The organism is uncultured Idiomarina sp. (genome assembly GCF_964010655.1).
Lineage (GTDB): Bacteria > Pseudomonadota > Gammaproteobacteria > Enterobacterales > Alteromonadaceae > Idiomarina > Idiomarina baltica.
Window position 1 is genome coordinate 56,939 of sequence record NZ_CAXGLS010000004.1, and the last position, 12,963, is coordinate 69,901.

The following is a 12,963-nucleotide window of genomic DNA, read 5'->3' on the forward strand; positions in this document are numbered from 1 at the left end:
TTAAGATGTCGAAACCTATTGTATTAAGTGGCTGCCAACCCTCAGGACAACTATCAATTGGTAATTACATCGGCGCATTGCGTCAGTGGGTGAATATGCAAGCGACCCACGACTGCAAATTTATGTTGGTCGATCTGCATGCGATTACTGTGCGCCAGGAGCCTGAAAAACTGCAAGAGGCGACCCTTGATGGTTTGGCATTGTATCTCGCCTGCGGTCTTGATCCCGAACAAAGCACAGTATTTATTCAGTCACATGTACCAGAACATGCCCAGTTGGCGTGGATTTTAAATTGCTACACGCAAATGGGTGAACTGAATCGAATGACGCAGTTTAAAGATAAGTCGCAGCGTCATGCCAACAATATTAATGCGGGACTATTCACATACCCAGCACTGATGGCGGCTGATATTTTGCTCTACCAAGCCAACGAGGTGCCGGTGGGTGATGATCAAAAACAACATTTGGAACTCGCGCGAAACGTCGCTGAACGCTTTAATAATTTGTATGGAGAAGTGTTCAAAATTCCTGAGCCGATGATTCCTAAAGTCGGTGCTCGAGTGATGTCGCTACAAGACCCTACGAAGAAAATGTCAAAGTCAGATGACAACCCGAACAACTATGTGGGCTTATTAGAGGAACCTAAAAAAATCCTCAAAAAAATCAAAAAAGCGGTTACTGACTCGGATGAGAAAGCGCGCATTTACTTTGACCAACAAGAGAAGCCGGGTGTGTCCAATTTGTTGAGTATTATGTCAGCAGCGACAGGTCGTGGTATTGATGAGCTTGTCCCTGAGTATGAAGATAAGATGTACGGTCATTTGAAAAAAGACGTTGCAGAGGCTGTCGTCGCCATGCTGGAACCGATTCAACAACGCTATCACGACATGCGAAACGACCGTGAGTTTTTAAATCAAGTCATGAAGAAAGGTGCTGACAAGGCGCGGGAAGCTGCTCATCAAACGCTGTCAGATGTCTACAAAGCGGTTGGCTTTGTACAATATCCCGGTCAGTGAGGTCACCACGCGTGATCGCGTTAATCGACAACTACGATTCATTCACTTACAACTTAGCCCGTTACTTTGAGGAGCTAGGCGAGTCGGTATGGGTCGTGCGTAACGACGCCATTTCGCTGTCGGAACTGCTGGCACGGCAACCTCGCGCCTTAGTTATTTCGCCAGGGCCTTGTAGTCCTAATGAGGCCGGGCTGTCGTTGGCTGCGATAGAGGCTTGTGCGGGCCATATGCCAATCCTCGGAGTATGTCTTGGTCATCAGGCAATCGCTCAGGTGTGGGGTGCGCAAGTGGTGAGAGCGCCACGTGTCATGCACGGAAAAGTGTCGGAGGTAACCCATAGTGGAAAAGGACTTTATATGGGGCTGCCGTCGCCAATTGAAGTAACTCGATATCACTCACTGATTGTTGAGCAACATACTATCCCGGACGACTTTGTTGTAGATGCCTGGGTAGAAACGGACAATTTTGGTGTCGAGGTGATGGGGATGAGGCACCGGCGATTACCAATTTTTGGCGTGCAGTTTCATCCAGAATCGGTACTTACGAAAATGGGGCATAGGATTATTGGCAACTTTTTAGCAGAGCTAAACTCCTAGCATGCTATAGTCTTGCGCCATTCTATGTGTATTTGAGCCAGCTATTGTTAACAAGAGTATACTGTTAAATGTTTGATTTTTTTGCTGTATCGACCGAAGGTGGAAGCAAGGACCCCGCATTTCGTCTTGAGAAGCGTTTTATTAACTATCTGATTAGCTTTCCATTTGCCCGTAAAAGTAAAGATAAAGCGGATGGAGTAGAAAGTGAAGTTCAAGAGCAGAAGCGTCGGTTATTGCAAGTCGAACAAATTAACTATGATGAACGTGAACGTTTAGCGCGTGCTCGTCAACGCTACCAAGATCGGATTTCGGATGAGCTTCATGAAAATATCTATCGTCGTATTTTAGCTCAACTTGACGATAGAGATTATATCCGTGAAAAGCTGATCCCGCTTCCTGAAAAACTGCCGGATTTACTTGATATTCTGAGCACTAAAGCGGCGTCGATGAGACGTATCGAAGATATCGTGCAAGGCATGGATTGGTTTCATAATGGAGTCTTAAAAACGGTTAATCAGCCCCCATTTATTGACCAACGTAAGCAGAGTAAAAAAGTAAAACTAGAGAATCTGCGAACAGCGATGAGCTTCATGGGTACGGAAAACCTCCGTTTATTGGCGCCTGCTTACATCATGCAAAACTGGCTGCCGCCTTCCACGCAACCCTTTACATTGTTTCGCAGGAAAGTGTGGGAACATTCATTGGGAACAGCGATCATCGCGCAAGCAATCGCCGAACGGCAACAACTCAAGGATCCTGTCTTGGCGTTTACGCTCGGTATGTTTCATGAATTAGGAAAAGTGGCGCTGACTAAATTGTACTTACGTGTATTTGATGAGATCCAACGTGAAATGGCAATCGCTTCGATTAACGACAGTAGTCCAGAGCGCCACAGCGCACTCATCAGCATCACACCAGACGAGCGATTTTTGCGTAATTTGATGCTCGAGCAAGATAAGCGTGTAAGTTACATTGTCTCTGAGGGGTGGGGTCTGCAGCGAGTGCCGATCAGTCAACATTTGCAAAACTTTCACCAAGCGCACGATGTGGATGACTTTGACTCTGATTATGCGAAAGTCTTGTCCCAAGCAAATGCGTTTTGTGAGTTTCGTATGTTACGTGAGGTCGAGCTCGCCAGTGTTGAAGAGGGCTCACATCTACTGCGGCGCTATGACGTTGACGCCGGTCTTGTTGCCGAACTAAATACGCTCAATTTGAAGCGTCCAAAATTTAACGTGCCAAAGTAACCGACCGCGCTGTTTTTAAACTTTAGAAAAAATTGTGCGTATTCATTCTACTTTAAGCCGCGTTTGTGGATAGTTATTCGTATTCTTTGCAAAACTACTGCATATCACGGCTTTCGCCCCATTCATACCTGATTTACGCAGACAAATTGCTCAATTTTTGGCATAATATATCCTTTAAAATCATTCGTGATTGTTAAGTTAACTAATTCGCTGTAAGCGATAAGGAAGTGAGCAATGACAGATAATTCAGCAAAAATGGCCGTTACGCGTGAGATGTTTAGTGACGTGATGGTGCCAAACTATAACCCCGCTCAAATGGTGCCTGTGAAAGGTGAAGGTTCACGTGTTTGGGACCAAGCGGGAAAAGAGTACATTGATTTTGCTGGTGGTATTGCCGTTAACTGTCTAGGTCATTGTCACCCGGCAATGGTAAACGCGCTTCATGAGCAAAGCCAAAAGCTTTGGCACTTAAGTAACGTGTTTACTAACGAACCGGCGATTCGTTTAGCTAAGAAGTTAACTGACGCGACTTTCGCTGACCGTGTTTACTACGCCAACTCGGGTGCTGAGGCAAACGAAGCTGCGTTAAAACTGGCGCGTCGTTGGGCGATTGATGTGCACGGCGAACAAAAACAAAAAATTATTGCCTTTAACAAAGGCTTCCACGGTCGTACCTTCTTCACCGTCACGGTTGGTGGTCAGCCTGCTTATTCTGATGGCTTTGGTCCAAAGCCAGGTGCGATTGAACACGTACCTTACAATGATGCTGATGCATTGGCGAAACTTATCGATGACGAGACCTGTGCGGTGATGATGGAGCCATTGCAAGGTGAGGGTGGCGTTGTCCCTCCAGAGCAGGACTTCGTAAAACAAGTTCGCGAATTGTGTGATAAACACAATGCGTTATTGATTTTTGATGAAGTCCAGACTGGCTTTGGTCGTACCGGTACGTTGTATGCGTATGAGCAACTTGGCGTGACGCCAGATATTCTAACCTCTGCTAAGTCATTGGGTGGTGGTTTCCCAATCGGTGCAATGTTGACGACTGCGGCAATTGCAGAGCATTTAAAACCAGGCACGCATGGTAGTACTTATGGCGGTAACCCGTTGGCATGTGCCGTATCAGAAGCGGTTCTAGAAGTAGTAAATACAGAGACCGTGCTTGAAGGTGTTAAGCAGCGCGAAGCAATGATTAAAGAGCACCTCGCTGCAATTAACGACAAATACAATGTGTTTAAAGAAGTACGAGGCATGGGCTGTCTGATTGGCGCGGAGCTTACTGAGCAATTTGAAGGTCGTGCACGCGATTTCTTGCTCGCGGGTCAAGAGCACGGCGTTATGGTTTTGGTTGCTGGCGCCAGCGTTATTCGATTCACACCTTCGCTTATTATCCCTGAAGCGGATATCAAGGAAGGTCTCAAACGTTTTGAGCACGCCGTTGCTCAAGTCGTTGGTTAATTGAGGACCCTGTATGTTGGTTATTCGACCGATAGAGGCAGCAGATTACGAAGCGCTATATAGTTGTGCGGTAGAGTCTGGGCATGGATTTACATCGTTGCCAATTGATCAAGGTTTGCTCGAGCGAAGAATCGCTCGAGCGCAAGCTGCTTTTGCCAAGCAAGATGTAGCGACCCCAGGCGATGAAAGTTATCTGTTCGTCATGGAAGATACCGAAACGGGCGAAATTGCCGGTGTCAGTGGTATTGAGGCAGCCGTTGGGTTGACGGAAGCGTTTTGGCATTACCGCTTAGGTAAGGTCGTGCACCATTCTGAGAAGCTAAACATTCATAACACGCTCGAGACACTGTCATTATGTAATGACTACACAGGTGTTTCAGAGCTATGCACGTTGTTCTTACGTGAACCGTATCGTCACAACCTAAATGGCCGCACGCTTTCACGTTTTCGGATGCTGTTTTTAGCGCAATTCAAACAACGCTTTAGCGATTGGGTGATTGCCGAAATGCGTGGCGTGTGTGACGACGATGGTGCATCACCTTTCTGGGATTGGTTGGAACAACATTTTTTCTCGATGGACTTCCCCAAAGCAGATTACTTGAGTGGTATTGGCGATAAAACCTTTATTGCTGAACTCATGCCGCGCTACCCGATTTACACATCACTGTTGCCAGAGAAGGCAAGAGAAGTGATCGGCAAAGTGCACGATAATACGCGACCGGCGTTAAAACTACTCGAGTCTGAAGGCTTTAGGTTCCGTGGCTTTGTCGATATTTTCGACGCAGGACCAACGGTTGAGGCAGAAGTCCAGAACTTACGTAGTGTACGTAATAGTGTTTTAAAAGAGGTGGTGCTGGTCGATACGCCAGTAGATGCTGAGAGTGCAACACCTCATATTATATGCAACACACAAATTGAATCATTTAGAGCAGCTCAGGTTCGTCACGTTGACGGCTCTGAAAAAGTGCAATTGAGCGCTGAGCAAGCGGATAAATTGAATCTTTCTGAGGGCGATACGGTGCGTATCGTGGCTCTGTAACAGGAGAACAATGATGAGTTCTAATGTACAGTTTATTAACGATCAATGGCTCGCGGGCGAAGGTAAAACCTTTAAGTCGATTGATCCTGCACGTAATGAAGTTGTTTGGAGTGGTGAAAGTGCATCCGAGCAACAAGTTGATGCAGCGGTTATGGCTGCTCGCGCGGCATTTCCTGAGTGGTCTCACACTTCATTTGAAGATCGCTTAGCCATTTGTAAAAAGTTTTCGGAATTACTTGAGCAAAACAAAGAACGTTTAGCACGCGTGATGGCGGCCGAAACGGGTAAACCGGTTTGGGAAACACGCACTGAAGTGGGTGCGATGATCGGTAAAGTGGGCATTTCTGAGCGCGCATATCAAGAGCGTACAGGCACGGTTGAAAACGAGATGCCAGGCGCGAAGGCGTTTATTCGTCACAAGCCTCATGGGGTAGTCGCTGTTTATGGTCCCTATAACTTCCCAGGGCACTTACCGAACGGTCACATTGTCCCTGCTTTGATCGCTGGCAACACGGTGGTGTTTAAGCCGTCTGAGCTGACGCCTCATGTGGCTCAGGTCACGGTCGAGTTGTGGCAAGAAGCCGGGCTTCCGGCGGGCGTGCTGAACTTGGTTCAGGGTGAAGTTGAGACCGGTAAAGCGCTGTCAGTCCATCCACAGATCGACGGCCTATACTTTACGGGATCTTCGAATACCGGGCACTTGTTACATAAACAATTTGGTGGACGTCCTGATAAAATCTTAGCGTTGGAAATGGGCGGCAATAACCCGTTAATCGTTACCAACATTACTGATGTCGATGCCGCTGTACATAACATTGTCCAGTCAGCGTTTATCACTTCAGGTCAGCGTTGTACTTGTGCGCGTAAACTGTTTATCGAAAACACCGAAATGGGCGGCAAAGTACTCGACCGTTTGGTAGAAGTGACCGAAAACATCCTCGTTGATGACTACGATGCTGACCCTCAGCCGTTCATGGGCGCAATGATTTCTGCAAAAGCCGCGAGTCAAATGGTGGATGCGCAGAATGAGCTTGTCCAACTCGGTGGTAAACCATTGGTTAAGCTCAAGCAGAAAGACAGTAACTTAGGCTTTGTTACGCCAGGTATTATTGATATGTCCGGTGTCGAAAATGCGCCCGATGAAGAATACTTTGGTCCAATGCTTAAAGTATACCGCTTTAACGATCTAGACGATGCGATTGCTAAAGCAAACGATACGCGCTATGGGTTGTCAGCAGGCATTCTGTGTGATGACGAAGCGACCTATCGTCATTTCTTTAAGCACATTCGTGCTGGCATTGTTAATTGGAACAAACCGATCACAGGTGCAAGCAGTGCAGCTCCTTTTGGTGGCATTGGTGCGAGCGGTAACCACCGCGCAAGTGCTTATTATGCGGCAGATTACTGCTCTTACCCTGTGGCATCTGTCGAAGCCGATACACAAAGTTTGCCCGAAACACTAGCGCCGGGGCTAAAATTTTAATAAGTTATCTCAATGATTACTGAGACAGACGGTTACGTCGAACTTATTCACTACTTGACTGGGCAGCTTCCGTTGTTTGAACAGCGGAAGCTGCCAGCGGGTAGTGCCAACTACACCCTACGTGATGTGCTTGAAGAGCAACTTTCTCAGCATATGATGGCGTTGTTCGAGCAAAATGATATCGACCAAGATACTCGGCTCGATATGGTAAGAGAAGCTGACGCTATCATGTATGATTTAGAAGAAATCCTTTCTTCTGTTCTAAACAATCATCCCTCCGAACAACAAGAGGCCTGCATTATTGAATTCGTAGGTTTAGTAAAAAACCTCTTCGATCAGCGTCTCAATACTAAAGGTTAATTGCTTTTATGTCTGATAATACCCTGAATGCGACCGTCAAGTGGCTTGATGATTTGACGTTCGTTGCCGAGTCTGGGAGTGGCCATCAAATGGTACTTGATGGGCATGCTAAAACATCTGCCAGTCCCATGGAAGCGATACTAATGGCTGCCGGAAGTTGTGCTTCAGTGGATGTGGTGAGCATACTACAAAAGGCACGACAAAAGGTCATGCACTGTGAATGTCGTGTGACCGGTGAACGAGTGAGTGACACCCCGAAAGTGTTTAAAAAGGTGCATTTGGAATTCGTGGTAACAGGACAAAATGTCGCCGAAACGCATGTGGACAGAGCAGTTAAGCTGTCAGCCGATAAATATTGCTCGGTCGCTAAAATGCTGGAAGCCAGTGTTGAGATGACTCACAGTTATAAGATTATCGAAGCGTGAATTATCGACATATTTATCACGCTGGCAACTTTGCTGACGTATTCAAACATCTTCTGGTGGTCATGGCGATTGACTATTACAAGCAGAAAGACAAGCCTATTTGTGTGCTCGATACCCACGGCGGGATTGGGCTATACGATCTGACCTCTGAGCAAGCCGGTAAAACGAATGAGTATCCAGAGGGTATTGGCAGGCTGTGGAACGATGCCGATGCGCCAGCTTTTGTTAAGCCTTACTTAGATATTGTTGAAGGTTTAAATGAGCAAGGTGAGTTGAAGTCATATCCAGGTTCGCCTTGGGTAGTGCAACAATTATTGAGAGCGAACGATAGACATATTGTGAGCGAGCTGCATATAGAAGATGCCGAGGCGTTAAAGGCTAATCTTGAAGGGCAGCAAACGAGTCGCTTAGAGGTACTTGCGCCATTTGATGGTTATGAAGTACTAAAAGCTAAAATGCCTCCTAATGAGAAGCGAGGACTCGTGTTAATCGATCCACCATTCGAATCGGTTAACGAGTTTGATGATATTGTAGCGGCTATCCAACAGGGTATTAAGCGTTGGGCGGCGGGAAGTTTTGCCGTTTGGTTCCCGCTTAAAGACGATGCGAAAGTGGCTGACTTTTACGGTCAACTCAGTGAGCTCGAGGGCTTACCAAAAACCTTGGCGATTGAACTGATGGTAAAAGAGCCTGACCCCAGTGCCGGTCTTTATGGGTGCGGTTACGTTTGGGTTAACCCCCCTTATGGAATACAGCAACAGTTACCTGATGTGATGAACTACCTGCAACGTGTTCTTGCTCAAGATGAGTCAGCTCATTCGCGTACTTTTTGGCTTGTTGAAGAGTAACGACTTAATTATCGAGCCAATCCACTTGGGTACGCAACTGCGTTTTGCGCTCGATAATTTGTTCAATTAAAGGTGTTAGTATTAACTCCATTGCGAGTGCTTGTTTACCACCGGGCACGACAAGCGTGTTGGTACGCGACATAAACGAACCGTCGATCATTTGCAGATAGTACGGGAAGTCGACGTTTTTCATTCCACGAAAACGAATAACGACAAAGCTCTCGTCATGAGACGGTATTTCTTTGGCGCTAAACGGGTTGGAGGTATCAACGGTCGGAACGCGCTGAAAGTTTATATGAGTGCGTGAGAACTGGGGGACAATATGGTAAATGTAATCTTCCATACTACGAATAATACTAGTCGTGACGGCCTCGCGTGAATGCCCCCTGTCCTGCGTATCGCGAACGAGCTTTTGGATCCACTCTAAGTTGACGATGGGTACCATGCCAATCAATAAGTCAACGTGTTTAGCGACATCATAACCGTCGCCGCAAACGCCTCCATGTAACCCCTCATAGAACAATGCGTCGGTGTTTTCTGGCATGTCTTCCCATGGCGTAAATGTGCCTGGCATTTGATTGTAGGGGACGGCGTCGTCAAAAGTGTGTAAATAACGTCGAATTTGTCCATTACCCGTGCGGCCGTATTCTTCGAACAACGATTCAAGCCGCTCGAAATCATTTGCTTCAGGTCCAAAGTAGCTAATATGGCGCCCTTGCTCTTGCGCCTTACGAATTGCGACATCCATTTCTGGTCGAGAATAACGGTGAAAACTATCACCTTCTACGAAAGCAGCTGATACATCGAGGGATCGAAAGATATGACGTAGTGCTTGACCTGTCGTGGTTGTTCCCGAACCTGACGAACCCGTTACCGCAATGATAGGATGCTTCGAAGACATAAAAACCTATTAACAATGGATGAACATCTGTTATAGCGGATAACCGCGTCACGATCAATAATGTGGCGGTGGAGGCTCAACACTCGGATCCGCATCAGGTGATGATTGACTGTCTTGCACTTGTCTTAATCGTTCGCCTAAATACTTCATGCGCCGCGCTACCTCTGCGAGCTCGCGGTTGTGATCAGTGACGCGCTGATTCAGCGCGTCAATGACATCTTCTTGGAATGCTAATTGTGATTCCAAATTATCAATTCTACTTTGTAAGCGTTCTTCTTCACTCATATTACTGCTGCCAGTTAGGTTCTAGTTGCCACCATTCGCCATAGCCTGCGGAGCTCTCACTCATGACCATGCCGGTACTCTCGTTAAGCCAGGTTGATAATACCACGGCATTATTAGGTCGATGGCTATCGCGTAACTCGACGTTCCACGTCCTAAGTTCTTCGCCGGTTTTAGTACGCCAAAGTGTGATTTGACGAGACGGCGAGCCGGTAATTAAAAATTTACCTGACTGACTGAAACGTGCACTACTAAATATTCTAACACGCTCGATGATATCGAGTTGCTTTACTTGCTCACCGGAGTTTACATCCCAGATATAGGCTTTATCTAAACTCCCAGCGGTGAGGGCATAGCGTCCACCGCTGTCTAATGCCACCTTTGTTAAGCGAGTCTCATGCTGCCATTGATGTATGGGTTGTCCAGACTCAGTTGACCACAGAATGGCTGTTTGATCGGTACTTCCGCTCAAGGCATAGCGACCATTGGGTGTAATGACCAAGTCAGTGATTGAGCTTTGATGACCGTAAAACTCAAGGCGTCGACCCGACTGCGGATTAAATGCGATCTGAGTACCGTTGTTTAGCCCAAGTACGATGGTGGAGCCGTTATTAGAGACGGCAATATTGTTAATGTCCGCTCCGCTTGATTGCCAATAACCTATGTTAGTTCCTTTATCAACGTCCCAAAGGCTAAATGCCTTACGACTTGCCGCGGCTACAGTTGCGCCATCGGCGCTAATATCGACGGCAATTATTTGTGACACATCAGCATCATCTTGGCGCCATTGATACTTGGCATCATTCGCGTAGCGTGGCCATAATAAGACGCCGTTACTGTCAGTCGCGACGACACTAAAGGAGCCATCATCGGCGATGTCTGCCACGTATGTGCCAGCTTCGGAATGGGCTTTTTTATGTATCTGCTCGGGTGCTGGCGTGCATCCAAATAGCAGCATGCTGATTACAAGACCAAGACTGAATACGACGTTTTGTTTAATATTCATGGGCAAGCCTTATGGTGTTGTGTAGTATGGGGCTGACCGAACAATTTGATTATGGCATAGTCAATTACTTTACGGGATGTTAATTGGAGAAAAAGATGAACCGAATGATGAAACCTCTAGCGCTATCGGCTATTGCGCTGGCTATTACTGCATGTTCGCAGCAAGAACCGTATCCTGTTAGCCAGAAGAAACTCGAATCAGAACAAGAAAAGCAAGCTTATGCGCTAGGTTCGTCAGTGGGTAGTTTTGTTGCTCGTAACCTTGATGATCAGGAAAAAGCAGAAGTGATGCTTGACCGTCAACTCGTGATTGCGGGTTTTGTTGATGCCGTCAAAGGTGAAAATAAATTATCTGACGAAGAAGCTGACAAACTACTGAATGACTTACGTTCAAAAGTGATGGAACAACGCAAGAATGTATTAGGTAGCAAAGCTGCGAAAGAAGGCAAAGCGTTCCAAGAAGAAAATGCTAAAAAAGATGGCGTTAAGGTAACCGAATCGGGTCTTCAATACGAAGTGATTGAAGCGGGTGAAGGTGATAGCCCTAGTGAAGATGACATTGTAGAAGTCCACTATGAAGGCACTTTAGTCAATGGCGAAGTATTTGATAGCTCCTATGAGCGTGGCGAACCGACAGTCTTTCCACTTAATCGTGTGATCCCAGGCTGGACTGAAGGCCTGCAGTTGATGAAAGAGGGTGCAAAATACCGCTTTGTTATTCCAGCAGAGCTAGCTTACGGTGATCGCGAAGTGGGTGGTCAAATTCCACCTAATTCAACGTTAATCTTCACTGTTGAGCTATTGGACGTGAAAGATAAGCAAGAGTCTGATAAATCTGAGACTCAACAGTAAGTTGTCACTTACATACAAAAAACGGCCGCAATTGCGGCCGTTTTCTATTGTTCATCGAATCATTTATAGCGCTTTGTGTGTTTCTAAGTGATGTAGTAACTGGTCTTCAAATTCCATTCGCAATTCAATGGCTTCACCAAGTGCTGATAGATCACGATCAAATTGATTTAGGTGATTATTTGAATCAATTTCACCGTAATTATCATTAAAGTCTAAAGCGATTTCGGTGGTATCGCTGATGAGTGGAAATACTTGTTCTAACAAGGCTTCGAGGGGTTGCTTATTCTCTCTCGCTTGCTTCATCAATTGTTCATATATTTCAAAATGACCACTCGATACGTAGTCGACTAATTGACCACAGAAATCACGAATGTCAGTGACATCAGGTAAGCCGTTGCGTACACCTTCATAGGGAGGAAGGGCGGCTAGCTTAAAATAGTTAACGAGAAGGTCTTGTCGTTCAGTTAACCATTGGTCAATGCTGTCATGAGCTCCGCCCCAACGCTGGCGTGCTTCCTCACTTTTCTTTAACATGGGGTTCTCCGAAATGAGATCTTCGACATACTGTAAAGGTGTCGAATGCTTTTCTCAATCAAAATTGGCGATCTTTACTCTAAGGAGTGTAACTTGGTTAAGCCTTATGTAAAACCATCGAAAGACGAACCCGCACGTTGGTTTATTTGCTCGGCGGGTGATGTTTTTATAACCGAGAATGGTAACGTTCCCTCGGGACCGATGGCATCACTGAACTTTCCTGATCTGTCTCAATATACAGTGGTCTATTTAGGCGAGTTGAGAGAGCGACCATGTTACCTTATTGTGGCTGACCTTAATGATCCTGCTTTTGTAGGCGGTGAGTTTGTGCCACTACGGAGCTTACTCTCGGTGCATGATGAAGAGCAGTTCGCGATGGCTGGGAGAGCGCGTCAGGTGATGGACTTTATTAACCAACATCGGTTCTGTGGTCGTTGCGGGGCGCGTATGCAAGCGGTGGACTGGGAACTCGCCATGCATTGTCAGCAGTGTAATCACCGCTGTTACCCGCGTGTTTCCCCTTGCATCATTGTGGCAATAAGAAAAGAAGATACGTTGTTGTTGGCGCGGGGCAAGCGGCACAAGCAGGGGATCTATTCTGTTTTGGCGGGCTTTGTGGAACCGGGAGAGTCGCTCGAACAAGCATTAGCGCGCGAGGTGCATGAGGAAGCGGGTATTGAAGTCTGTGATATCGAGTACCAACTAAGTCAGCCGTGGCCGTTTCCACACTCATTGATGATGGGATTCACTGCACAATGGCAGTCAGGCGATTTACACATTGATCCTGTGGAACTCGAAACGGGCGACTGGTTTTCTATTAATGACTTACCCGACACGCCACCTGAAGGTACGATTGCGCATCGTTTGATTGAAATCGCTATCGGCAAGGCACAGCAAGAGTGATAAAATAACCAATA

General features: G+C 46.6%; 15 protein-coding genes. 11 read left to right on the forward strand and 4 right to left on the reverse strand.

Annotated features, from left to right (window positions below; genetic code table 11):
* Positions 1 to 5 precede the first annotated feature (5 nt).
* The 9 genes from trpS to rlmJ all read left to right on the forward strand — a co-directional run bounded on the left by trpS (position 6) and on the right by rlmJ (position 8,472).
* Positions 6 to 1,016, forward strand: a complete 1,011-nt coding sequence (trpS, locus tag ABNS04_RS02240; RefSeq protein ID WP_006954389.1) for a tryptophan--tRNA ligase — start codon at positions 6 to 8, stop codon at positions 1,014 to 1,016.
* A gap of 11 nt (positions 1,017 to 1,027) precedes the next feature.
* Positions 1,028 to 1,612 (forward strand): aminodeoxychorismate/anthranilate synthase component II, encoded by a 585-nt coding sequence (locus tag ABNS04_RS02245; protein ID WP_272977774.1) that lies wholly within the window; start codon positions 1,028 to 1,030, stop codon positions 1,610 to 1,612.
* Between the two features lie 68 nt (positions 1,613 to 1,680).
* A complete protein-coding gene (locus tag ABNS04_RS02250) occupies positions 1,681 to 2,859 on the forward strand; it encodes an HDOD domain-containing protein (RefSeq protein ID WP_272977773.1) in 1,179 nt (392 codons plus the stop codon).
* A 255-nt stretch (positions 2,860 to 3,114) separates the two neighbouring features.
* Positions 3,115 to 4,317, forward strand: coding sequence for an aspartate aminotransferase family protein (locus tag ABNS04_RS02255; protein ID WP_143441028.1), 1,203 nt, complete (start codon positions 3,115 to 3,117; stop codon positions 4,315 to 4,317).
* Positions 4,318 to 4,330: 13 nt separating this feature from the next.
* Positions 4,331 to 5,356 (forward strand): arginine N-succinyltransferase, encoded by a 1,026-nt coding sequence (gene astA, locus ABNS04_RS02260; protein WP_272977772.1) that lies wholly within the window; start codon positions 4,331 to 4,333, stop codon positions 5,354 to 5,356.
* A gap of 13 nt (positions 5,357 to 5,369) precedes the next feature.
* Positions 5,370 to 6,839, forward strand: a complete 1,470-nt coding sequence (astD, locus tag ABNS04_RS02265; protein ID WP_272977778.1) for a succinylglutamate-semialdehyde dehydrogenase — start codon at positions 5,370 to 5,372, stop codon at positions 6,837 to 6,839.
* A 12-nt stretch (positions 6,840 to 6,851) separates the two neighbouring features.
* The gene (locus tag ABNS04_RS02270) at positions 6,852 to 7,199 is read left to right on the forward strand and encodes a DUF3802 family protein (protein ID WP_272977771.1); all 348 of its coding nucleotides are present in this window, start codon (positions 6,852 to 6,854) and stop codon (positions 7,197 to 7,199) included.
* An 8-nt stretch (positions 7,200 to 7,207) separates the two neighbouring features.
* On the forward strand, positions 7,208 to 7,624 hold the full coding sequence (locus ABNS04_RS02275) for an OsmC family protein (protein ID WP_272977770.1): 417 nt from the start codon (positions 7,208 to 7,210) through the stop codon (positions 7,622 to 7,624).
* On the forward strand, positions 7,621 to 8,472 hold the full coding sequence (gene rlmJ / locus ABNS04_RS02280; RefSeq protein WP_272977769.1) for a 23S rRNA (adenine(2030)-N(6))-methyltransferase RlmJ: 852 nt from the start codon (positions 7,621 to 7,623) through the stop codon (positions 8,470 to 8,472). Before ABNS04_RS02275 ends, rlmJ begins: the two co-directional genes overlap by 4 nt.
* A 4-nt stretch (positions 8,473 to 8,476) precedes the next feature.
* Here the strand turns inward: rlmJ and ABNS04_RS02285 are convergent, their stop codons facing one another.
* Genes ABNS04_RS02285 through ABNS04_RS02295 form a run of 3 tightly spaced genes read right to left on the reverse strand, consistent with a single transcriptional unit; the run spans position 8,477 to position 10,661 of the window.
* Positions 8,477 to 9,373 (reverse strand): phosphoribulokinase, encoded by an 897-nt coding sequence (locus tag ABNS04_RS02285; RefSeq protein ID WP_006954380.1) that lies wholly within the window; start codon positions 9,371 to 9,373, stop codon positions 8,477 to 8,479.
* 54 nt (positions 9,374 to 9,427) lie between these two features.
* Complete coding sequence (locus ABNS04_RS02290; RefSeq protein ID WP_006954379.1) at positions 9,428 to 9,658, reverse strand: SlyX family protein; 231 nt, start codon at positions 9,656 to 9,658, stop codon at positions 9,428 to 9,430.
* A gap of 1 nt (position 9,659) precedes the next feature.
* Complete coding sequence (locus ABNS04_RS02295) at positions 9,660 to 10,661, reverse strand: hypothetical protein (RefSeq protein WP_006954378.1); 1,002 nt, start codon at positions 10,659 to 10,661, stop codon at positions 9,660 to 9,662.
* 95 nt (positions 10,662 to 10,756) lie between these two features.
* On the opposite strand from ABNS04_RS02295, the gene fkpA reads away from it, so the two are divergent.
* Entirely contained in the window at positions 10,757 to 11,512 is a 756-nt protein-coding gene (fkpA, locus tag ABNS04_RS02300) for an FKBP-type peptidyl-prolyl cis-trans isomerase (RefSeq protein ID WP_272977768.1), read from the forward strand.
* Positions 11,513 to 11,575: 63 nt separating this feature from the next.
* Here fkpA and rsd read toward each other — a convergent pair whose 3' ends face one another.
* Complete coding sequence (rsd, locus tag ABNS04_RS02305; protein WP_272977767.1) at positions 11,576 to 12,046, reverse strand: sigma D regulator; 471 nt, start codon at positions 12,044 to 12,046, stop codon at positions 11,576 to 11,578.
* A gap of 93 nt (positions 12,047 to 12,139) precedes the next feature.
* Between rsd and nudC the strand changes: the two genes are divergently transcribed.
* The gene (nudC, locus tag ABNS04_RS02310; protein ID WP_348671175.1) at positions 12,140 to 12,949 is read left to right on the forward strand and encodes an NAD(+) diphosphatase; all 810 of its coding nucleotides are present in this window, start codon (positions 12,140 to 12,142) and stop codon (positions 12,947 to 12,949) included.
* Positions 12,950 to 12,963 lie beyond the last annotated feature (14 nt).

What these genes read in the sequence shown, in the direction of transcription:
- ABNS04_RS02270 (WP_272977771.1), top strand. Translation starts at nt 6,852, where the DNA reads ATGATTACTGAGACAGACGGTTACGTCGAACTTATTCACTACTTGACT.
- fkpA (WP_272977768.1), top strand. Translation starts at nt 10,757, where the DNA reads ATGAACCGAATGATGAAACCTCTAGCGCTATCGGCTATTGCGCTGGCT.
- astA (WP_272977772.1), top strand. Translation starts at nt 4,331, where the DNA reads ATGTTGGTTATTCGACCGATAGAGGCAGCAGATTACGAAGCGCTATAT.
- astD (WP_272977778.1), top strand. Translation starts at nt 5,370, where the DNA reads ATGAGTTCTAATGTACAGTTTATTAACGATCAATGGCTCGCGGGCGAA.
- rsd (WP_272977767.1), bottom strand. Translation starts at nt 12,046, where the DNA reads ATGTTAAAGAAAAGTGAGGAAGCACGCCAGCGTTGGGGCGGAGCTCAT.
- ABNS04_RS02285 (WP_006954380.1), bottom strand. Translation starts at nt 9,373, where the DNA reads ATGTCTTCGAAGCATCCTATCATTGCGGTAACGGGTTCGTCAGGTTCG.
- ABNS04_RS02255 (WP_143441028.1), top strand. Translation starts at nt 3,115, where the DNA reads ATGGCCGTTACGCGTGAGATGTTTAGTGACGTGATGGTGCCAAACTAT.
- ABNS04_RS02290 (WP_006954379.1), bottom strand. Translation starts at nt 9,658, where the DNA reads ATGAGTGAAGAAGAACGCTTACAAAGTAGAATTGATAATTTGGAATCA.
- ABNS04_RS02295 (WP_006954378.1), bottom strand. Translation starts at nt 10,661, where the DNA reads ATGAATATTAAACAAAACGTCGTATTCAGTCTTGGTCTTGTAATCAGC.
- ABNS04_RS02275 (WP_272977770.1), top strand. Translation starts at nt 7,208, where the DNA reads ATGTCTGATAATACCCTGAATGCGACCGTCAAGTGGCTTGATGATTTG.
- ABNS04_RS02250 (WP_272977773.1), top strand. Translation starts at nt 1,681, where the DNA reads ATGTTTGATTTTTTTGCTGTATCGACCGAAGGTGGAAGCAAGGACCCC.
- trpS (WP_006954389.1), top strand. Translation starts at nt 6, where the DNA reads ATGTCGAAACCTATTGTATTAAGTGGCTGCCAACCCTCAGGACAACTA.